This is a genomic window from Peribacillus sp. NJ11 (assembly GCF_030348405.1).
In the GTDB taxonomy this organism is placed as follows: domain Bacteria; phylum Bacillota; class Bacilli; order Bacillales; family DSM-1321; genus Peribacillus.
The window spans coordinates 2,557,530-2,577,105 of the sequence record NZ_JAUCFO010000001.1 but is presented as its reverse complement, the minus strand read 5'-3'; the positions used below and the strand labels follow the sequence as shown (position 1 = coordinate 2,577,105).

The 19,576-nt window shown below is 41.6% G+C and carries 22 protein-coding genes and 2 pseudogenes; 7 read left to right on the top strand and 17 right to left on the bottom strand.

Going from position 1 to position 19,576, the window contains the following annotated elements; genetic code table 11:
* Window positions 1–1,341 carry an MATE family efflux transporter gene (locus QUF86_RS12735; protein WP_289334558.1) on the bottom strand — a complete coding sequence of 447 codons (1,341 nt, stop codon included), beginning with the start codon at window positions 1,339–1,341 and terminating at the stop codon, window positions 1–3.
* 353 nt (window positions 1,342–1,694) lie between these two features.
* Here QUF86_RS12735 and QUF86_RS12730 point away from each other — a divergent pair, with 353 nt between their 5' ends.
* On the top strand, window positions 1,695–2,429 hold the full coding sequence (locus QUF86_RS12730; protein WP_289315307.1) for an SDR family NAD(P)-dependent oxidoreductase: 735 nt from the start codon (window positions 1,695–1,697) through the stop codon (window positions 2,427–2,429).
* A 74-nt stretch (window positions 2,430–2,503) separates the two neighbouring features.
* On the opposite strand, the gene QUF86_RS12725 is transcribed toward QUF86_RS12730, so the two are convergent.
* From QUF86_RS12725 to QUF86_RS12690, 8 genes are all read right to left on the bottom strand, one after another.
* Window positions 2,504–2,989: a DedA family protein gene (locus QUF86_RS12725; protein ID WP_034309313.1), complete on the bottom strand. Its 486-nt coding sequence runs from the start codon at window positions 2,987–2,989 to the stop codon at window positions 2,504–2,506.
* A gap of 254 nt (window positions 2,990–3,243) precedes the next feature.
* Complete coding sequence (gene lepB, locus QUF86_RS12720) at window positions 3,244–3,822, bottom strand: signal peptidase I (protein ID WP_289315306.1); 579 nt, start codon at window positions 3,820–3,822, stop codon at window positions 3,244–3,246.
* A gap of 64 nt (window positions 3,823–3,886) precedes the next feature.
* Complete coding sequence (locus tag QUF86_RS12715; protein WP_289334557.1) at window positions 3,887–4,270, bottom strand: DnaJ family domain-containing protein; 384 nt, start codon at window positions 4,268–4,270, stop codon at window positions 3,887–3,889.
* A 188-nt stretch (window positions 4,271–4,458) separates the two neighbouring features.
* Window positions 4,459–6,357: an immunoglobulin-like domain-containing protein gene (locus tag QUF86_RS12710; protein WP_289334556.1), complete on the bottom strand. Its 1,899-nt coding sequence runs from the start codon at window positions 6,355–6,357 to the stop codon at window positions 4,459–4,461.
* Window positions 6,358–6,535: 178 nt separating this feature from the next.
* Window positions 6,536–6,946 (bottom strand): DUF4064 domain-containing protein, encoded by a 411-nt coding sequence (locus tag QUF86_RS12705; protein WP_289315303.1) that lies wholly within the window; start codon window positions 6,944–6,946, stop codon window positions 6,536–6,538.
* A gap of 227 nt (window positions 6,947–7,173) precedes the next feature.
* Complete coding sequence (locus QUF86_RS12700; RefSeq protein ID WP_289315302.1) at window positions 7,174–7,347, bottom strand: hypothetical protein; 174 nt, start codon at window positions 7,345–7,347, stop codon at window positions 7,174–7,176.
* Window positions 7,348–7,435: 88 nt separating this feature from the next.
* The gene (gene cobA / locus QUF86_RS12695) at window positions 7,436–8,884 is read right to left on the bottom strand and encodes a uroporphyrinogen-III C-methyltransferase (RefSeq protein WP_289334555.1); all 1,449 of its coding nucleotides are present in this window, start codon (window positions 8,882–8,884) and stop codon (window positions 7,436–7,438) included.
* 13 nt (window positions 8,885–8,897) lie between these two features.
* Window positions 8,898–9,713: a uroporphyrinogen-III synthase gene (locus QUF86_RS12690; RefSeq protein ID WP_289315300.1), complete on the bottom strand. Its 816-nt coding sequence runs from the start codon at window positions 9,711–9,713 to the stop codon at window positions 8,898–8,900.
* Between the two features lie 192 nt (window positions 9,714–9,905).
* Between QUF86_RS12690 and QUF86_RS12685 the strand changes: the two genes are divergently transcribed.
* Entirely contained in the window at window positions 9,906–10,055 is a 150-nt protein-coding gene (locus tag QUF86_RS12685; protein ID WP_289315299.1) for a hypothetical protein, read from the top strand.
* Window positions 10,056–10,204: 149 nt separating this feature from the next.
* Window positions 10,205–10,405 (top strand): annotated as a pseudogene (locus tag QUF86_RS28605) (aldo/keto reductase); the annotation flags it as partial.
* A gap of 94 nt (window positions 10,406–10,499) precedes the next feature.
* Here QUF86_RS28605 and QUF86_RS12680 read toward each other — a convergent pair.
* The 3 genes from QUF86_RS12680 to QUF86_RS12670 all read right to left on the bottom strand — a co-directional run bounded on the left by QUF86_RS12680 (window position 10,500) and on the right by QUF86_RS12670 (window position 12,157).
* A complete protein-coding gene (locus QUF86_RS12680; RefSeq protein ID WP_289334554.1) occupies window positions 10,500–10,784 on the bottom strand; it encodes a hypothetical protein in 285 nt (94 codons plus the stop codon).
* Window positions 10,785–10,916: 132 nt separating this feature from the next.
* The gene (locus QUF86_RS12675) at window positions 10,917–11,627 is read right to left on the bottom strand and encodes a DsbA family oxidoreductase (RefSeq protein WP_289315297.1); all 711 of its coding nucleotides are present in this window, start codon (window positions 11,625–11,627) and stop codon (window positions 10,917–10,919) included.
* A 74-nt stretch (window positions 11,628–11,701) separates the two neighbouring features.
* Complete coding sequence (locus QUF86_RS12670; protein ID WP_289315296.1) at window positions 11,702–12,157, bottom strand: RrF2 family transcriptional regulator; 456 nt, start codon at window positions 12,155–12,157, stop codon at window positions 11,702–11,704.
* A 135-nt stretch (window positions 12,158–12,292) separates the two neighbouring features.
* On the opposite strand from QUF86_RS12670, the gene QUF86_RS12665 reads away from it, so the two are divergent.
* On the top strand, window positions 12,293–13,189 hold the full coding sequence (locus QUF86_RS12665; RefSeq protein WP_289334552.1) for a DMT family transporter: 897 nt from the start codon (window positions 12,293–12,295) through the stop codon (window positions 13,187–13,189).
* A gap of 57 nt (window positions 13,190–13,246) precedes the next feature.
* Here QUF86_RS12665 and QUF86_RS12660 read toward each other — a convergent pair whose 3' ends face one another.
* Window positions 13,247–13,687 (bottom strand): ferritin-like domain-containing protein, encoded by a 441-nt coding sequence (locus QUF86_RS12660; RefSeq protein ID WP_289334551.1) that lies wholly within the window; start codon window positions 13,685–13,687, stop codon window positions 13,247–13,249.
* Between the two features lie 121 nt (window positions 13,688–13,808).
* Between QUF86_RS12660 and QUF86_RS12655 the strand changes: the two are divergent.
* Window positions 13,809–13,908, top strand: a pseudogene (locus QUF86_RS12655) (hypothetical protein); the annotation flags it as partial.
* A 62-nt stretch (window positions 13,909–13,970) separates the two neighbouring features.
* Here QUF86_RS12655 and QUF86_RS12650 read toward each other — a convergent pair.
* From QUF86_RS12650 to QUF86_RS12640, 3 genes are all read right to left on the bottom strand, one after another.
* Complete coding sequence (locus QUF86_RS12650; RefSeq protein WP_289334549.1) at window positions 13,971–14,735, bottom strand: TIGR03943 family putative permease subunit; 765 nt, start codon at window positions 14,733–14,735, stop codon at window positions 13,971–13,973.
* The gene (locus QUF86_RS12645) at window positions 14,735–15,745 is read right to left on the bottom strand and encodes a permease (protein ID WP_289334548.1); all 1,011 of its coding nucleotides are present in this window, start codon (window positions 15,743–15,745) and stop codon (window positions 14,735–14,737) included. Before QUF86_RS12645 ends, QUF86_RS12650 begins: the two co-directional genes overlap by 1 nt.
* Window positions 15,746–15,865: 120 nt before the next feature.
* Window positions 15,866–16,534, bottom strand: a complete 669-nt coding sequence (locus QUF86_RS12640) for a YdeI/OmpD-associated family protein (protein ID WP_289334547.1) — start codon at window positions 16,532–16,534, stop codon at window positions 15,866–15,868.
* A gap of 697 nt (window positions 16,535–17,231) precedes the next feature.
* On the opposite strand from QUF86_RS12640, the gene QUF86_RS12635 reads away from it, so the two are divergent.
* Window positions 17,232–17,735 carry a DinB family protein gene (locus QUF86_RS12635; protein ID WP_289334546.1) on the top strand — a complete coding sequence of 168 codons (504 nt, stop codon included), beginning with the start codon at window positions 17,232–17,234 and terminating at the stop codon, window positions 17,733–17,735.
* A 372-nt stretch (window positions 17,736–18,107) separates the two neighbouring features.
* Complete coding sequence (gene guaC / locus QUF86_RS12630; RefSeq protein WP_289315289.1) at window positions 18,108–19,091, top strand: GMP reductase; 984 nt, start codon at window positions 18,108–18,110, stop codon at window positions 19,089–19,091.
* Between the two features lie 76 nt (window positions 19,092–19,167).
* Here guaC and QUF86_RS12625 read toward each other — a convergent pair whose 3' ends face one another.
* Window positions 19,168–19,506 carry a zinc ribbon domain-containing protein YjdM gene (locus QUF86_RS12625; RefSeq protein ID WP_289315288.1) on the bottom strand — a complete coding sequence of 113 codons (339 nt, stop codon included), beginning with the start codon at window positions 19,504–19,506 and terminating at the stop codon, window positions 19,168–19,170.
* Between the last annotated feature and the right edge of the window lie 70 nt (window positions 19,507–19,576).

Here is a 19,576-nt window from a genome sequence, read left to right as displayed (position 1 = left end):
TTAATTAAAAGAGGGTATTTTCAATAGGCTATCTTCATCCATCGACTCTGTTACTTTTCGGTTCAGTCTTGGGATGTATAACGCTAAAAACAAGGAACGTCCTAAACTGAACGCCAGGAATGCAAGCCATAATCCATGATTGCCAAGGTGCGGGACTGCCATGAATTGGAAACATAAAAAGGCCAATAGTGCAAGGAGCATCGAGTTCCTTACAGGAACGGCTTCAGTCGCACCGGTAAACACTCCATAGAAAATGAGTCCGATAAAGGCAGTGAAAGGGAATAGGACAATCCAAAGCCCGTATTCATGGGCCAGGTCGATGACGCCTGGAATATTCGTGAAAAGGAGAATGACCTTATCGCTAAATAAATAGTATGATCCGGCAAGTATGAACGAAGCATACAAGCCCCACTGCGCCGAAAGTGAGAGCGTTTTTTTATAAAGGTGTATATCTCTCGAACCAATGGCCCTCCCAATCAGGAGACTCGACGCGTTCGCGAAGCCATCAAAGCAATAGGCCATCAGGTAATGGATTTGAATGAGTACGGCATTGGCCGCTAGTGTCTCTGTCCCGAAAGTGGCTCCTTTGGCCGTAAAAAGATTGAAAACCGTAATCAGGCAAATGGTCCTGATGAATAAATCCCTGTTGACCACCATCATTTTTTTCAGGGAAGCATGATCGAACCCCTCCCGGAACGAAAAAGCATCCGGTATGATGACCGCTTTCCAAATCACCAACAAGCCCAGGAAAAAAGCGGCAATCTCTGATATCAATGAAGCGGCAGCAACCCCTGATACGGACCATGAAAAGCCATTTACAAAAACGAGGCACAAAATAATATTGATCACGTTCATGAAAACTTGTATGAACAATGATGTTTTTATCCTGGATTTCCCGATTAACCAGCCTAAGATGACATAGTTCAATAATGCAAAAGGTGCACCCCATATCCGGATGCTGAAGTAATCGGCGGCAAAGGAGGAAACGTCCGATTCCGGACCGATTGCACCTAGGGAAACATTCAATATGGGTTTTTGGATCACGATAAAAAGAAGACCGATGATTGCTGCTATGAAAAAAGGACGAATCAAGGTCATCAGGCTCTGCTTGTCATCCCTTGCCCCCTCAGCTTGTGCAGCGAAGGCAGATGTACTGACCCGAAGAAATCCAAAAAGCCAATACATCGTATTAAAGATAATGGTTCCGACAGCTACCCCACCTATATAAGCGGGATCACTCAACTTTCCAACCACAGCCGTATCAACCGCACCGAGCAATGGTGTACTCATCGTCGAAATCGTAAGCGGAATGGCCAAGGAAAGATACATTCTGTTATTCATAAATGGATGACCTCCTTTTTCATGTCTGAAAAGTTCAAAGAACTTTGCAATAAAAGTACAACTTGTTAGGCTATTTTTGATATTGACAATCCACGGAATCAAAATTTGAATATTTAAAGATTGATAGTGCCTTCAAATTGTAGCGGTTATTTAAATATATCAACTTTCCGGCAAAATTTCAGATATACATCTACTTTTCATCCAGCAAGAAAAGAAAAAACATTCGCAAGCGGGAAAACAAAATGCTTGACGGATTGATGATGGAGTAATAGTATTGCTCGTTGATAAAATAACTTTTGAACTATGCTTGAACATATATTCATCGTTATATCAACTAAACAGGAGTGATCATGATGGGAAGATTGACAAATAAAGTAGCCATTATCACTGGCGGAGCATCTGGTATGGGAAGAGAAATGGTCGACCTATTCACAACAGAAGGAGCACAAGTCATTGCTGCTGATATCAATGAAAAAGCTGTAGCTGCTGTGAACGAATTGGATAACGTCCATGGTACTGTCCTTGATGTATCTTCAGATGAAAGCTGGAAAAAGGTGACGGATGAAGTCATCGCTAAATTTGGCAAAATCGACATTTTGGTTAACAATGCCGGTATCTCGACAGAAAAAGGAATTAACGATACGACATTGGCCGATTGGCAGCTAATGTTAAGCATTAATGGATTTGGACCATTCCTTGGAATGAAACATGTTGTTCCTTACATGGTTAAAGAAGGTAAAGGAGCTGTTGTGAACATTTCTTCCTTTACTGCTCAAATCGGAATGGGCTTAAACTCTTATTCAGCTTCTAAAGGTGCCGTTCGTGCTATTTCCAAGGCTGCCGCAACTCAATATGGCCGCATGGGCGTCCGTGTTAATGCCGTTTTCCCTGGTATCATCGAAACACCAATGACACAGAAATTAGAAGAGTCAAAAGAGTTAGTGAACCAAATGATCAAGGCAACTCCATTACAGCGTTTGGGGCAGCCGGCGGATATTGCAAATGCCGTGCTTTATCTAGCATCCGATGACGCTTCATACGTTACTGGTGCCGAGCTCGTCATCGACGGTGGATACTCTGCTCAATAATAAAAGGTGGAAATGGAAAATCCCGTTTCTGAAATCCAGAAACGGGATTTTCTGATAACATGAAAATTTGGCGGTTACGTTAACACACCAATGAAATAGCCAAAAGTCGTAAATACCAAGCACCAGCTGAAAGCCCCAGCACCTGCAAATATAAAGTACTTTCGTTTCCCCATTCCGTTCATTCCGGATATGTAACTGGCGAAGTGGCGAACTCCTGGGATGAAATAGGCAATGATAATGGTCCATGGGCCATATTTATTGAACCATTTCTCCAGTTTTTCCAACCTCGCGGGAGTCATTTTGATCCATTTACCATGCTTTCTCAAAAAAGGCTTACCCACCTTTTTCCCGATGAAATAACTGACAAGCATCCCGGATATCGATCCAAGGAAACTGACTAGGAATGCCCCCTGGACATTCAAAACGGAAATGGATGACAAATAGCCGACAAAAGTCATCATGAACTCATCAGGTACCGGCAAGCCAATAATTCCAATGGCCAACAGTCCATATATCGCAAAATAACCATAGTTTGAGATTAAATCTTTTACTATATCCATCTATAGTACTCCATCTCAGCACCCTTTTTTAAAGTAATCCAATTTCTATGCGGGCCTGGGTAAAGTGATTACTTCTTTTTAATAGGATAACCTAAATTAACCCAAATGAGTGGATTTTCATAAAAAAAGAAAAAAAAGAAGAATAAACACGTTTTTTGTTGAAAGGTTTGTATGGCAATGACAGTCAACGTTTCCCCCTTTCCGCGATGAGTGACGGCAACAAAAGCGGACCCGATGACCGAGTCCGCTTCCTCTTATTTCACAATTTTTATTTCCTTGATTGGCCAATACACTAGATTCGCCTTGCCGACAATTTCATCGACGGAAATCGTGCCGATTTCACGGCTATCCAAACTATTTTGGCGATTATCCCCCATAAGGAACAGCTGGTCATCCGGAACTGTCATACTGCCTGTAATATCTTCGAGCTTGAAGGATTCAGTCAGCGGCACTCCTGCCATCTGGTTCTTATATTTGTCCAAGTATGGTTCTTCATAAGCTTTCCCATTAATATAAAGCGTATCATCTTTATATTCAATATGGTCACCTGGAAGACCGATAACCCTTTTTATATAATCTTTATCTGCCGTTGCATGAAAAACGACAATATCAAACCGGTCGATACTATCAATTTTCGTTCCAAACTTGGTAAGAACAATCCGTTCGTGGTCTTGCAGGGTCGGCATCATTGACTCACCGTCCACGACAATCGGTGCAAAAATATACGTTCGAATTAAAAAAGCTAGAATGACTGCAATCAATATCGCTTTTATCCATGAAAAAACTTCTTTTCTATTTTCCAATCGAAGTCCCTCTCTCTGTTTTTTATTCATGCAATTATATCATAATCCCTTCATGATCACGTCATACAAATACCCACATTTTGCACATAATCAATTACTTCCATTTTCCATACTGGATCTCGATGCTTTCCAACTCTATTTCCCTGCGCTGCATCTTTGGAGGACAAATCGCATTATATGTACGGACTTTCTCATTTATATCGTCAATTCGTTTGATTAATTCCGATTCAGGTCCATTCATTTTTTTCAATCGAACCACTTCGGATAGCTCTTCCCGAATTTCTTTTTGCCATTTTATCCAAAGCGGAAGGTAACCGGCATCCTTGGCCTTCGTCAAGAAGTTGTCATAGATATTTCCCGATAGCACCGACTCCGGAAGCGGTTTTCCAAAGCCAGGATTATTCTTCAGTCCGCCGTCCTTTTCATAATCCTTAAAAATCTGATCCATCCAGTTTACATGCCCCTGTTCTTTGCCCATAAACAATCTCCCTTCAGACCACTTATCATTACATCTATTTACAATTATAACATTTTTATCTATACCCACTCCACCCTTGAAGATCATTCAATGAACACTTTCTACTATTATATATGCATGGCTTTCGGCCAAAAACATTCATGCATCAAAAAAGGGATTCCATTATTAACGGAATCCCTTTTTGCCATCTATTTAACCGTGATTTTCCTTTTTACCTCTGCCTTGTTCTGTGATTTATCCGTAACTGTGTAAGTCAATGTATAGGAACCCTTTTTCTTTGTATTCACAGTCCCTGTTATTTTGATCTTACTTGTTAAACTTCCATCCAGGTTATCTTTCGCAGATACACCTGATTTAGGATTGAATGCCGAGTTATAGGCAATGGTTTTACTTTTGGCACCGGAAATGACCGGCTTGGTGCTGTCGATTGTGATCTTCCTGGTCACTGTAGCAGTATTTTTCGATGAATCAGTGATTGTATACTTTAATGTGTACGTTCCCTTTTTCTTCGTATTCACCGTACCCGTCACCTTGATTTTACTGGTCAAGCTGCCATCCAGGTTATCTTTAGCGGATACGCCTGATTTAGGATTGAATGTCGAGTTATAGGCAATGGTTTTACTTTTGGCCCCCGAGATGACTGGCTTGGTGCTGTCTATCGTAATCTTTCTTGTGACTGTAGCAGTATTTTTCGATTGATCGGTGACCGTATACTTCAATGTATAGGTCCCCTTTTTCTTCGTATCCACTGTACCCGTCACTTTGATTTTACTGGTCAAGTTACCATCGGCATTATCCTTGGCACTCACATTCGTTTTTGGATTGAATGAAGAATTAAGTTTGATGGTTTTATTCCCGGCACCTGAAACCACTGGCTTTACTTGATCATAAACGGTTATTTTCCTTGTGACCTTGGCAAAGTTCCCAGCCTTGTCAGCTACCGTATACGTCAAATTATAGGTACCCACTTTCTTGGTATCCACCTTACCATCCACACGTATGGCACTCGTTAAGTCACCATCTTTATCATCCTTCGCCTTTACGCCGGTTTTAGGATTGAAAGTTGAGTTGAACGGAATGGATTTATTTGTAGCCCCTGAAATCACAGGTATATTCGTATCCTTGATAGGCACGACACTCGATGGCCTATTGGAGATGTAAGCTGATGAAACATACCCCTTAATCTTCCCGTCTTCCGTTTGTACGGGGTAAAAGACAAATTTATTTCCCTTAGATTCGTGATAGTCAAAATTCCCTTTGATGATCAAGCTTGTATTTGGAGGCACAAGTACTGCACCTACCGTAGTGCTTATTTCTTTCCTAATATTCGCGTTGGATGTCGTCACCACTTTGTCTTCTGGCATGAACCAATAAACAGAGTCATGCGTTTGGTCGGTCAGTGTGTATTCCAGCTTTTTAAAGATGATATTTTCAGTGCTTTCCCGATCATATTGAAAGTCCGATGTGCTGAATGGATAGATTGCCAGTTTAGTTCCATCCAAATAACTTTGGTTTTCTATCTTGGCAAAAACTTCCTCTTGGTAAGCATTCACATTTCTTTTCCCGCTTTCCTGGTAAAGAGGACTGTTAACCGGCTTTGTCCCATTGTATGCCATGACAGGGAAATACCAATTTTCGATGACCCTGCGTCCTGCACCTTCGATTTTCGGCAAATCATGATCATTTCTTGAATACATGCCGCTCAGTACCTCGACGCCAGCCTCGATATTGTAGACTATATCATTTCCCAGCCTTTTCTGGTCATACCCACTTTTATTGGTAAGCTGCATTAGACCGATACCGCCATCGCCGGATATAATCGGTTTGCCCGCATCATTAAATTGCCTCCAATCCCCGTTTTCCTGCGTAGCCACCGCTTTTACCACTTCAGGGGGGATTTCAGCCTCTATTGCCGCATTCGTCAGTAAGCAATTAATCTGCTTATGGGAAGGATTTTTATTGGGTTGAATTTCACCAAATGATGAACACGCATTGGTTATTCCGGACTCTGCAAAAGCAGCCTGTCCATTGAACAAACCGAGTGTCAAACAGGTCATTATCCCAATCTTCATTAAAGGTATCTTCATCGATCGAACTCCAGTCTATTTATATTTAAATCTATAATAATAGTAACATGATAGACTGGTTAATGCAGGTATAAATAGGTATATTACCCTAAAATATCCTTGCATGACAAAAGGAGCTTACCCGCATTTTCGGATCAGCTCCTTTGTTTTTGAATCACAAACTATGTATGGTGTTGGATCATACGATCACTTCCACCGTTTCCCTCGGTTTCCTTGCCAAGCACATGATTCCCGGCACGATGAAGAAGATAAGCGGCCAAACATGAAAGATCGTCAGAATGCCCGTAATGATCAATAAGATTCCGGCTGCCTTCGCTTTGCCGCCTTTTAATAGAAAGATAGCGATCAAGCCGCCTGCCAAGGCAATGAACAGCGATATGATTCCAGCCCATAGTAAGCCCATGAAAAACTTGATTGACATATCGACCTCAGACGTCGAAAACTCGGAGTCTGACATTAATGAGTAGTCCATCATTTCTGTCATATCGATACTGTTGAGATAAACTGCCGTTATAATCGTCACGATTAAAGAAATCGCAGCGATACTCACGCCTATGATACTTAATACGAATTCCCATGTGCGTTTCATTTACTTCGCCTCCCTAGAAAAGTCACTTATATATATACCCAATTTGGGAAGGAATAAAAGACTTTTATTCCTTCCTTTCAAAATCTGTGAGCGTCCATTTGGTATTATCATTTTCCTTACTTGGATCGATAAGGCATGATGAATGGAAAAATCAATCCGATGAAAGTACCCGTGGAGCTTGGCTCTTCTGAAAAAAGAATAGGGAAAATGAGCCGGATATATGGCCGTCAATCATCCTTCTTTTTCAATCGTTCATTTACTTCATCCGCTTTATTTTCCAGGTTATGCATTTTTGTCATATGTTTTATAAAGAAACGGACAACCTTCACAACCATTACGATTAACAAAACGAGTAGAGCAAGATAGAATAATTGCCATAAAATATCGCCAATATTAAACATGAAAACACTCCCTTCCAAAGGAAAATCATATCATTTAACACTGGTCTTTTGGGTAAAAAAAGGAAAAAGGCTCTGTTTTTTTCAGAGCCTAAAAACCATTCCTATTCACGATCAAAGCCACCAATTGTTCAACAGACGGTTCCTCGGGCATCATATCCACTTTAAATCCATAGTCTTTAAGTCTTTTGCCAGTACTTTCCCCAATTACCCCGATAGAGACATGATTTAGCAGCCCTTCAATATCCACGTCTGCCTGGTTCCCAAATTCCAACAGCATATCAACCGAATGCTGATTCGAAAAAAGTACCGTTCCGACTGCTTTCCCGTCTAGCATTCTCGGAAGGATTTCAAGGAATCTTCCATCAACAAATTTAGTGATGGTTTGAAAATAGTCTCCTTCCCCATGAGCCGGATCTCTTTGATCCTTGTTTCGATCTCCAATGACCAACAGTGTTCCGGCTGCCGGCATCTCGGATTTGAGCTCGGCCATTAGTCCACGTTGCTGTAAAGCTTTCTTCGACTTCCGCGAGATCACATAAAGTTTTGAAGAAATCCGACGGAAATCAATAGCGTGTTCAGTAAGTGAATCCAAGAATCCATGGACGCTTTCGGGCGAAGTGAAGAGGATTCGATCATACGAAAGAAAAGAGAGCAGCTGACTTTCTTCTATTTTCACTTTTGCCGCATTCCATTTAGGAAACTCGATGACATCGCCGCCAAGTTCATACAGTGCTTCTGCCAAGGAACTCTTTGCCGTCCCGGTCCGGGCCACTAAAAACCGTTGACCATATAGTGGCTTCTTTTCGAACCATTGCAGTTTTCCCCTTAGTGAAATGATATCCCCGACCAAGGTGATCGCCGGATTGCTAAGCGACCTTTCACTTACCTTTTCGACGATATCATCCAAGGTCCCCTCGACCGTTTCCTGTCTTCCATAAGTGCCCCATTGAATGACGAGTGCCGGCGTGTTCCCCGGCTTTCCATGATTAATCAAATTCTCGCGGATATACGGAAGGTTGGCCACACCCATATAAAATGCAACCGTATCTATACTATTCACAAGCCCATTCCAATCTATATCCTTCTTCGTTTGGTCATGGCCCGTCACCATCGCAAAGGAACGTCCATAATCCCGATGCGTAACGGGGACTCCTGCGTACATGGATGCGGCAATGCTGGACGTAACCCCCGGAATGACTTCGAATGGGATACCCTGAGCTTTCAACGATTCCGCTTCCTCCCCGACTCTTCCAAAAACGGCGGGATCACCGCCTTTCAAACGGACGACCCGATGCCCTGCCAGTGCTTTGGACACAAGCAGCTCATTGATATTCCCTTGACTGATGCCATTCGCATAAGGTGTCTTACCACAATAAATCAATTCACAATCGAGGGTAGCAGCCTCCAATAGTTTGGGATTCAGCAATCTGTCATATAAAATGACATCCGCTTTTTCAATCTCTTTTTGACCTTTTACGGTAATCAGGCCCACATCACCCGGACCTGCACCAACAAAATAGACCTTCCCCTTAGTCATACCGCACTCACCCCTATCTGCTTGCAATTCCCTGGTAATATTTCACCAGCTCCACCATTGCACTGCCCATCCGTTGATCTTCAGGATATATGACCCGCTCTATCCCTTCATCGATTACCACCTGCGCCGTTACCTTTCCGACTGCAAGAGCAATTACATCCGATGCAAACAGGTCGATTATCTTATCCTCCACACCTTGTTCACGGACAAATCTCATTAAATTTCGTGGCTGCGGTGCACTCGTGAACACAACGGAATCAATTTTGCCCTCAAGGATTTCTTGGATCAGCTGCTGCATCGTTTCTTTTTCGGGCGGTATATGCTCGTATGGAAGAATTTCTTTATGTTTCACCTTTTGTTCATCCAACCAGTTCATCAAAAGAGGCGCCGGATCGCCGTGAAGCTGCAAAGCGACCTTTACATCTCCGGACAGATGGCCTTCCAGATTACGAACGAGCCCTGCCGTACTGCCATCATCATCACGGATTAATGGCTGCAGGCCAAGTTTTTTCAGCATATTCACCGTTTTATAACCCCTAGCTGCAATTTTCAGGGACCGCAAAGCTTCTATGAAACGATCTCCCGCTTCCATCTTCACTGCCGTATTATATAATAGTTCCGTCCCCACTCCCGTCGTAAGGATGATCCAATCGAACTCCCCTGCCATCAAACGGGTGACATCCTCTTCCAAATGGGAATCATCAAGGAATACCGTCCCCTGTGCTGGACGAACCAGCGGGACTCCCCCAAGATTATGAACGATTTTACTAAGTTCTTCCGTTTTCCTCGCTCCCAATAAAGCAACGGTCCTGCCATTAAGCTTACTCATCCTTGCCCCTCCTATATGTACATTCATTTTTGAAACCTCTTATCCATCTCAACCATTATACAAATTTTCAGTCTTTGAAACTATAAAAAACGAATTCCATATCAAAATCAACGCTTTTTCTTTCTAATACCCTATATGAATTCAAAGGAAAGATAGTTTAGCAGCACTTTGCTTTTTATAAGTCCCACCCTCGTGAGTTTGGAACAAATTCTCGTGAATTTCGGGCCTTTACTCGTGAGTTTGGAGCAAATACTCGTGAGTTTCGGGATTTTACTCGTGAGTTTGGAACAAATACTCGTGAGTTTCGGGATCTTACTCGTGAGTTTGGAGCAATACTCGTGAGTTTCGGGATTTTACTCGTGAGTTTGGAGCAAATACTCGTGAGTTTCCAAGAAAGTAAAACTTGACCTGGTGTTCACCCCAGTTTGTCAAGGAGGGGCATTGCTTGCAAACCTTAACCGTATTGACCAATTTAAGTATTCGCAAAAAAGAAAGAAGCACAACCTGCCCAAATTGCACTTGCTTGGTTATTGACCCGGCCAGCAGTTGATCTTATAGTCCCAGGGACGACAAGACCTGATCAAGTAGCTACAAATCTCCAAACCTTAGCTATCCAATTAACCGAAGATAAAATCTACAACAATAATAATATAGCGTGTTGTGAAAGAATGAATCAAAACACGCCCTTCTAAAATTAAATATAATCCGATTTCCTACATGAATCTTACCTTTTCCAGTCACTAAAAAAAGCTGCCACCAGGACAGCCAATTTCAACGATTTAGCATTTATTGATTGTTGTGAATGGCCCTTTGGGCAATTTGCTTCTGTTCTTTTTTTACAAAAACATCATATTGAGTAGTTTCATGGCGATTTTGAAGGTTTTCGGAACCTAAATTCATAGGTGTTTTCGTTTTGAATTGTATCCCTTCACTTTCCAATTTCGCAATCACCTTAAAATAATCATCATTTCCGAATGCCGTATAAATACATGTCCAATATTTATAGGAAATGATTTTGGCAGTTAATATACATGCAAGCACGAAAACTAGTATTCCAATTATTATATACACCCTAGAACTTCCTTTCATTTCGGACTTTTTCGAAAAGACATCCTGTACACTATATTCTTTGCCATATATAACATTTCCTTTTTAAGTAAAAAAAGGAGACCCCAGTTTCGGGTCTCCTTCTTCATATCTTCATTATTTTTCCGGCACGTTACAAGAACCGTCCGTACAAGCTTCGCCCGTTGCTGGATCATTCACCATTTGAAGCGGATTCTCCTCAGCCCACACTTTTTTCAGCGTATCAAGGAACGCTTCTGTTGGCTGAGCGCCGGAGATTCCATACTTGCGGTTAATGACGAAGAATGGCACACCTGTAATTCCAAGCAGGCTTCCTTCTTGCTCATTTCCTCTAACCTCTGCCGTGAATGCCGTTCCTGCCAGCATCGCTTCTGCTTCAGACTTTTCAAGGCCGGCCTCCTCAGCCAAACTAGCCAATGTAGCATGATCGCCAATATGTTTGCCTTCCGTAAAGTATGCTTTAAATAGGCGTTCATTCATTTCGTTCTCTTTGCCTTTCGATTCAGCAAGGTGCATCAAGCGATGAGCATCGAACGAATTCGTTAAGACCACTTTGTCAAAATGATAATCGAGTCCCAATTCTTTAGCCTGTTGAGTCAGGTTTTGGGTGTTCGCTTCCACTTCCGCTTGGGACATGCCGTATTTCTGGGCCAGCATTTCATATTGAGTCATATTGATATCCCGCTCAGCCTCTGGGTTCAACTCAAAACTGCGAAATGAAACCTCTACCTGATCTTTATTTTCAAACTGCTTCAAAGCCTCTTCGAATCGACGCTTCCCTATATAACAAAACGGACATTGATAATCCGACCAAATTTCCACCTTCATGTAAATACCCCCTCATTTTAAATGCAATCGAATTAAGCACATTATATAACCTTGGGTATCCTCTTGCAAGGATATTACCCAAGACACTCATTTTCAAAATTGGTGAAGTCGATTTTTTTCATGAATTCTTCTAATGTATAGCCCTTTAATAGGCGCAATGTTTCCTTTTCGGCTTCGTTCATGATTTCCTCCAAAGCCGTATCCAACTGCTTCCCGACTTCACCGCATTCGCTCGTTTCCATACAAACAAGGCATTCCGGCCGTACCGCTTGATACACATCGGCCAAAGTAAGCTGTGAGGCAGGTACCTTCAAGCTATATCCGCCTTCCCGTCCTTCCTTTGTTTCGACGATCCCCTCAGCTGCAAGCTGAGCCATCACCCTTCTTAAAAAAGTGGCATGTGAATTCACCTTCAAGGCGATTGCCGAACTTGTCAGGAGCTTTTCGCTTTGTGCGAGCCAAACCAGAGAGTGAATGGCAATTGCAAACCGCGGCGGTCCAATTTGATTGTTACGATTACCTGAAGACATGCTTATCCCCCTTACACCACTATCCATAGTAAGCCCATTATACTATGTTACGTTCTCCCGAACAAATGGACGCTTTGACTTAATCGATACAATCATATAGTCTGAATAGTAAATCTTTATTACAGGAGAACTCCCATGAAGGAAAAATACCCCTATTTACTCGTCATACTTGGTGCCATGCTGTGGGGAACGACCGGAACTGCCCAGTCATTCGCCCCCGATGGAGCCCATCCCATAGCAATAGGTGCCGTCCGCTTGGCAGTCGGCGGGGCCGCATTATTGCTCATTGCAATCTGGAAAAAAAAATTAACGCGATATAATTGGCCATTAAAGGAGACCATCTTAGCCACGTTAGGCATGGCCTGTTACCAGCCGCTATTTTTCATGGCTATCAGCATGACCGGAATTGCCATTGGCACCATCATCACTTTAAGCAGTGCCCCCATCATCGCCGGATTCCTTGAATGGCTGTTCAGTAAAAAACGGCCATCAACAAGCTGGTGGACCGCCACAGGTTTATCGATTGCCGGGTGTTTACTGCTATTTTCAAATAAAGGATCCGTTACCATCGATCCTGTAGGTGCGCTGCTTGCGCTTGGGGCTGGATTTTCCTTTACGGTATTCACATTGGTTAGTAAAAGGATTTTGGATAAACAACCTCCAGAAGCAACTGCCGCTGTCATCTTTAGTTTTAGCGCCCTGCTATTGGCACCCGCTTTATTCATACTGGATATCAGCTGGATCGGCACAGCGAACGGGATGGCCGTCAGCCTTCACCTTGGACTTCTTGCCACAGCAGCAGCCTACTTATTTTTTAATAAAGGGCTTTTATCCGTTCCTTCATCAACAGCCGTTTCCTTATCACTCGCCGAGCCGCTGACAGCCGCTCTTCTCGGTGTCTTCCTTGTCGGTGAGAGCTTGGCCCCCATGTCATGGATCGGGGTGGGATTACTCTTGTGCGGAATCATCTCATTGACGATTTCACCAGGGGTACGAAAAAAAACTAGATTGATGAACCAGGAGCTGTCCTAAAGTGAAAAAAAGTCAGGATAATTTCCTGGCTTTTTTTCAACTTTCCTTACTAATGAATCAGCCTTTGAGTTTTACTAAGTAAAACAAAAACCAGACGGCATGGTTTTGTTCATCGACGGCAGCACGCCGGAACGCCTTTCTGATGGTTCTATCAGCCGCACCATCTGCGACATCCAGATAAAAATCCACTGTTTCCTGTTCACCTTCAACGGCAAATTCCAATCCGGCTGCATAGGAGTCCGGGCATGGTTCAGTCACTTTAGGCTGTGGCTGCATCCCGGTCAAGCTGTTGTATATCCGGGTGAATGCTTGAAAATGTTTTATTTCGTCTTCCCTTATTTCAATGATTTGTTTCCTCTGCTTTTCATCCGGCGCTAATGCTGCCAATTTCTCATAACACTGGATGGCACTGTACTCGCCATTTATCGCCTTTTCTAGTTGAATCAACATATCCTTCTGTCTGTTCCAATCACCTTCATACATATCATGCCCATACATGGCATAACCCCTCCCTGTTCTTTATCCCATATAGTATGAATAACAGAGAACCAGGTGCCCATCAAAACAATTTATGCCTTCAATGTATGAATTTGAAGAGAATTCTCGCCGCCCACGTTTTCTGCCATTCGACGGTGTAAATAAAAAGCGGAATGGGATCTTATGATGGAATATATGGCTTTAAGGTCTTTTTACATGAAAAGGGTATCTTCGTACAGGCAAAATACTCCTTTCGGCACCAGCTGAAAACCCGGCAAAAATCCTTTTGCCGGGTTTTCCAATACTATTGAATGATTTGCACATTTTCATATAAATAAGCTTCTTCCGGTGCCTTTATTTTCTTCGACTCTTTTAAATCGATCACCGGTACTGATTCCCCTTTATAGCTTCCTTTTTTTAATGTCCCCGTTATGGTGTACCAATCATTCGTCTTCATGCCCTCCACATTCCCGTTGACCAAATATCCGTATAATGTCGCATCGACTACACAGCAGGACATGGAGAGGCGGGAGACGGCCATTTGTTTGTCCCTAAAAGTATCTTCACGATATATAAATCCCGAAAGCTCTATTTCTTTCCCCTCAATCACATCGAGGTTGTTCAGCAAATCATCCAGTACCTCAAAGTAATTATCATCCGTAACGGTGATTTTATCCCCATTCACATGTTTCCCAGTATCATACGAACTTACCTTCTGTGGCTGCTGATTCGCCATCCCTCTTTTTGCCAGCACTTCACCGCTTAGTGTAAAATCGGTCAAGATGAAGCCGAGAAGGATCGGAATGAAAAACAAACTATATTTCAGGACCAACGCGGACGAGGAAGACTCTCCATTCGATTCGCAATTACAATGATGTGTACCCTGTTTTTGTTTTTTTAGACGGAGAAGACTGATCACTAAAAAAGCAAAAAGCGCCGCCAATGCATATGGAACCATTTTGGGTGCAATCAATTTCGTTAAATGTCCCGAAACATACAATTTAAAAATCATGAGGCCCAGTCCAAGCAGTAGCAATCCCTCTAATCTTTGGATAAAAAAACGTTTCATCAGAAGCCCCCCTTACTGATCAATCCGCCTGCAATCAGGCATAGGCTGAAGACGACTGCGAAAACAAGCAAGACATATGTGACGACAAAGCTCCGTTTAAAACAGGACATCATGATCAGGACATTTTTTAAATCCAGCATTGGACCAAATACTAGGAAACCCAGTATCGAACCTGGTAAAAAACTATGGGAAAAGGAAGCGGCAACGAATGCATCAGCTGAAGAACAGAGTGAAAGCACAAACGCAATCCCCATCATCAACGCCGTACCTTTTATCGGCACCTGACCAATATCGGCCAGTACGGTCCGATCCATAATCACTTGAAATATACTGGCAAACAAAGCCCCGATGATAAAGTATCTGCCGACCATAAAAAATTCCTGTGAAGTATGATCAATGAAGCTTGTCCATTTAGTTGACCGAAAATCATGTTCATGCCCATGAACCAGTTCCACCTTCTCCTCTTTAACCACATCTTTAGTGCTGAATATATAAACGAATAAACCAACGATCACGGCGGTCAAGACACAAAGAATGATTCTTCCATATAGAATGGACGGATTATTTTGGAACGCATAATAAGTTGAGCCGAACACGATGACATTCAATATTGGAGCAGTTACAAGCAAGACAACACCTGCATGGACCGGGACACCCTTTTGAATCAATCTCCGTACGACCGGGATGATTGCACATTCGCAGACCGGAATGATCAGCGCTGCCCCTATCGCAGCAAAAATAGCCGTCAGGGGTCGTTTTGGTATCATTCGCTGAATGATTTCTTCACTGATGAACAACTGAATGAACGAAGATGCAATGGCACCCAGGAACAGGAAAGGAATCGATTCTAAAAACAAACCCAAAAAAACGACGAGCACAGAGTGAAGCATCGGATAGCCCGAGAAATCAATCGCTTTTGGAATGAACACATCGCCTAGAAAAAAGAACGCCAGCAGCAAAAACAATAGAATCAATAACAGCAAATTGCCCGTGTATCGTTTCAAAAGCATGTTCAACCACCTCACAAATCATAATTATTACGATTTAAGTTTTGATTCGGTCTAGTATATGCTTTTGATAGGATGAACATGACAAGAAACAAAAAGAGAATGGAAGACATTCCTCCACCCTCATTTCTTTCTTCGATAAAGATCCCTGCTCTTGTATCCCTCTCCTAAAATCATTTTCATTTCCTGGCGCCGTTTCATTTGGGTCACCTCTTGTTTCGCACTATACACGTAGCGGGCCCAATCTTTACGATACCCTGGGGTAAGTGATTGATAGAACGCAAGCAAATCAGGAGAATCCTGCAAATCTTCCTCAATTTCAGAAATCATTTCGATATAATCATCTACTGATTGGCTTGCTTTGGTAGATGGACGGTTTCTATTTTCCGAATCTTCTTTCAGTCCGACTACCGTAAAGACATCATCCAATCCCACCATACGTGCAAACTTCATGTCACTCAATCCAATATAACCGCTTTCATCCGCACCAAGGCCTTGCATCAAATCATCACGATGAATAAATGTGGCATATTCTTTATTCCCCTTCTTGGGATATGCCAAATAGATATAGCCGTTTTTACTCAAATGATTTTTCTCGATCACCTTATCCACGATTCCTTTTAAAGAATCCATATCCAATACAAAGGCAAATATAAGATCATACGCTCTTTCAGTAAGCTCTGTATCGTAATCCGGAAGCTCCGCTAAATAATCCGCCCCGGCTGGCAAATCCAAGACTGCCACCCGTTCATATTTATGTAAATTCAGTTTTTCAACTATTGTTTTAGCCATCGGCATTCACCCATCCCATTTCATTTTGACTATCTACAGTTTAAAAGTTCCCCATTCGGTTCGCAACTTTTGATAATCGTTTCCATATAAAAAGCAAAATGACGATGAGTAAACCTTCCGTCTTTTTTCATATAATCATTTCTAGGAAAATATTAACTGTGCTATACTTCAGATATAATCAATTCCAATGCCTAGCTTCTAATAGTTTCTTTTTCCCTTTTGAATGCCAACTTACATTTTCGGATTCACCAGAGAAAGCCTTAGACGCCGCATTCTAGTTTTTGAAGCTCAACATTCAGATTGCAGGCATAAATTTAACTTTTATGCATAGGCATGATAGGGTATCAACGCTCCAGAAAAGATATGGTCCCTGGAAGTACTGACCTGACTTCAGCTATGCATTTCTTCCTCAAGACAACATTAAAGCCGATTATTGAACAATGTCCTTACCCATGAAATATGCCTTTTCTTCACTCTTACTCAAATCGAAGCCTTTCTTAGATGCATAGTGTCACCTCTGCAAAAGCACCCATAACCCAACATTGAAAAAAACCATGAATCCACTTAAATCTGTGTATTTTTTAATAAGTTCCCTCATCGTATGTCATAGTTTTTATGCAGTCGATATCCCTTTGTTTTTTCTATATAAAAAAATCAGTGATGCTTTCAAATGGGGTGTCACAAAAGGGGAGTTCCCATGAATTTTATCGAGTATGATTTACTATTCGAATCAAGAAACCAGTTAATAGAGGAAGTTACGGAATTGGATGAAAAAATGCTCCACCATAGGACTGCACCTGAAGTATGGACCATCGCCCAAATTTGCCATCATTTATATCTTACTGAACAGGTATTTACAGAAGCTATAGCAAATGGCATTCAGGAAAGGGACTTTAATAATATCATCCAAAAAAACATTTACTTGGTTACTAATAGAACAAAGAAATTCGCAACTCCTGATATCATTTCACCCTCAAAAGCCCCATTTCAATTATCGAGCCTTATGGATTTACTGGCAGAATCAAGGGATCGGTTATTACAGGTTCTTTACGATATGGATTCAGATATCATCTTGAATAGAAAGAAAGCCAAGCATCCTTTGTTCGGGGACCTCTCTTTAGATCAATGGATTGAATTATTATCCTTACATGAACAAAGGCATATCAAGCAGATACAAGAAATAAAATCATCGGTATTATAATCCCTTCCACCTGAGCTGAATGGACTAAAAAGCTAGACACTCATTTCTAAAGTGTCTAGCTTTTACTATTTTGAGAACTCGTTACTATCCAGTTAGAAATAACAGACATGTTTTTCTGTACATATTTGTAAAATCCAATTTCCCACTGAGCATTCCATACAGCCAAATATCGGTTTCCTCTATCATTATTTATACGATGGCATACGTTCGAGTTACCCCTCTCTCCATCTAATTGTCATAACTTTTCTGAAGTGACACAAAATAAAACCATTAAAAATTTTGACTTACTGATAAAAATGATGTACATTACCTAATGGGGCGAACAATTTTTATATAAAATGACAAAAATATTCGTATATAGAGGTGCATAGTATGGAAAACGTGTTTGATTATGAAGATATTCAATTAATTCCTGCAAAATGTGTAGTAAATAGCCGTTCGGAGTGTGATACATCCGTTACTTTGGGTAAACATACTTTCAAGTTACCTGTTGTACCTGCCAATATGCAAACGATCATTGATGAAAAGATTGCGATTTACTTGGCTGAAAACGGTTACTTCTATGTAATGCATCGTTTTGAACCAGAAAAACGACTGACTTTCATTAAAGATATGCATTCACGTGAGTTAATCGCGTCCATCAGTGTCGGCGTTAAAGAAGAAGAATACGGATTCATTCAACAATTATCAGAAGACAATATTGTGCCTGAATTCATTACGATAGATATTGCACACGGTCATTCCAATGCCGTGATAAAGATGATACAGCATATTAAAAAACATTTACCTGAAAGTTTTGTCATTGCAGGAAATGTGGGAACTCCGGAAGCGGTACGGGAATTGGAACATGCCGGTGCCGATGCTACAAAGGTAGGAATTGGACCAGGGAAAGTATGCATCACTAAAATCAAGACTGGATTTGGAACGGGCGGCTGGCAATTAGCTGCACTTCGCTGGTGTGCAAAAGCGGCTAGCAAGCCAATCATAGCTGACGGCGGCATTCGCACAAACGGTGATATAGCTAAATCAGTTAGATTCGGAGCTTCCATGGTCATGATCGGTTCATTATTTGCTGGACATGAAGAATCTCCAGGTCAAACGATCGAGAAAGATGGTAAGGCCTTTAAAGAATACTTTGGTTCAGCTTCTGAATTCCAAAAAGGTGAAAAGAAAAACGTTGAAGGCAAAAAGATGTTTGTCGAGCACAAAGGATCTTTGGAAGATACGTTGAAAGAAATGGAACAAGATCTTCAGTCTTCCATTTCTTATGCCGGAGGAACCAAGTTGGAAGCCATCCGGAACGTGGATTATGTGGTCGTTAAGAATTCAATCTTTAACGGTGACAAAGTTTATTAATTGAGTATCCAATCTCATAAAAAAGAACGGTCTAATCAATAGATTAGACCGTTCTTTCATTCGTTATATAAGTTCACTATACCTTTTTAACAAATTGGGATTTTAATTTCATTGCACCAAAACCATCGATCTTGCAATCAATATCATGATCTCCATCAACTAAACGGATGCTTTTGACTTTTGTGCCCATTTTTAAAACGGATGAGCTCCCTTTCACTTTAAGATCTTTGATTACCGTCACGGTATCACCATCATTCAAGGCATTTCCATTTGCATCTTTAATAGTCTTTTGATCACTATTTTCAGTTTCCAATTCCATCGTCCACTCATGGGCGCACTCTGGGCAAACAAAAAGACTTCCGTCTTCGTATGTATATTCTGAATTACATGCAGGGCAATTAGGAATAGCAGACATAAATTCACTTCCTTCATTCGTTATTGTCAATTCTAATATAATAATGGTTTACATACAACAAGTAATATTT

Bases quoted from the DNA above. Each gene is read 5' to 3' on its own strand.
- QUF86_RS12735 (WP_289334558.1), bottom strand. From the start codon at position 1,341: ATGAATAACAGAATGTATCTTTCCTTGGCCATTCCGCTTACGATTTCG.
- QUF86_RS12730 (WP_289315307.1), top strand. From the start codon at position 1,695: ATGGGAAGATTGACAAATAAAGTAGCCATTATCACTGGCGGAGCATCT.
- QUF86_RS12725 (WP_034309313.1), bottom strand. From the start codon at position 2,989: ATGGATATAGTAAAAGATTTAATCTCAAACTATGGTTATTTTGCGATA.
- lepB (WP_289315306.1), bottom strand. From the start codon at position 3,822: ATGAATAAAAAACAGAGAGAGGGACTTCGATTGGAAAATAGAAAAGAA.
- QUF86_RS12715 (WP_289334557.1), bottom strand. From the start codon at position 4,270: ATGGGCAAAGAACAGGGGCATGTAAACTGGATGGATCAGATTTTTAAG.
- QUF86_RS12710 (WP_289334556.1), bottom strand. From the start codon at position 6,357: ATGAAGATACCTTTAATGAAGATTGGGATAATGACCTGTTTGACACTC.
- QUF86_RS12705 (WP_289315303.1), bottom strand. From the start codon at position 6,946: ATGAAACGCACATGGGAATTCGTATTAAGTATCATAGGCGTGAGTATC.
- QUF86_RS12700 (WP_289315302.1), bottom strand. From the start codon at position 7,347: ATGTTTAATATTGGCGATATTTTATGGCAATTATTCTATCTTGCTCTA.
- cobA (WP_289334555.1), bottom strand. From the start codon at position 8,884: ATGACTAAGGGGAAGGTCTATTTTGTTGGTGCAGGTCCGGGTGATGTG.
- QUF86_RS12690 (WP_289315300.1), bottom strand. From the start codon at position 9,713: ATGAGTAAGCTTAATGGCAGGACCGTTGCTTTATTGGGAGCGAGGAAA.
- QUF86_RS12675 (WP_289315297.1), bottom strand. From the start codon at position 11,627: ATGAAGGTGGAAATTTGGTCGGATTATCAATGTCCGTTTTGTTATATA.
- QUF86_RS12670 (WP_289315296.1), bottom strand. From the start codon at position 12,157: ATGTCTTCAGGTAATCGTAACAATCAAATTGGACCGCCGCGGTTTGCA.
- QUF86_RS12665 (WP_289334552.1), top strand. From the start codon at position 12,293: ATGAAGGAAAAATACCCCTATTTACTCGTCATACTTGGTGCCATGCTG.
- QUF86_RS12660 (WP_289334551.1), bottom strand. From the start codon at position 13,687: ATGTATGGGCATGATATGTATGAAGGTGATTGGAACAGACAGAAGGAT.
- QUF86_RS12650 (WP_289334549.1), bottom strand. From the start codon at position 14,735: ATGAAACGTTTTTTTATCCAAAGATTAGAGGGATTGCTACTGCTTGGA.
- QUF86_RS12645 (WP_289334548.1), bottom strand. From the start codon at position 15,745: ATGCTTTTGAAACGATACACGGGCAATTTGCTGTTATTGATTCTATTG.
- QUF86_RS12640 (WP_289334547.1), bottom strand. From the start codon at position 16,534: ATGGCTAAAACAATAGTTGAAAAACTGAATTTACATAAATATGAACGG.
- QUF86_RS12635 (WP_289334546.1), top strand. From the start codon at position 17,232: ATGAATTTTATCGAGTATGATTTACTATTCGAATCAAGAAACCAGTTA.
- guaC (WP_289315289.1), top strand. From the start codon at position 18,108: ATGGAAAACGTGTTTGATTATGAAGATATTCAATTAATTCCTGCAAAA.
- QUF86_RS12625 (WP_289315288.1), bottom strand. From the start codon at position 19,506: ATGTCTGCTATTCCTAATTGCCCTGCATGTAATTCAGAATATACATAC.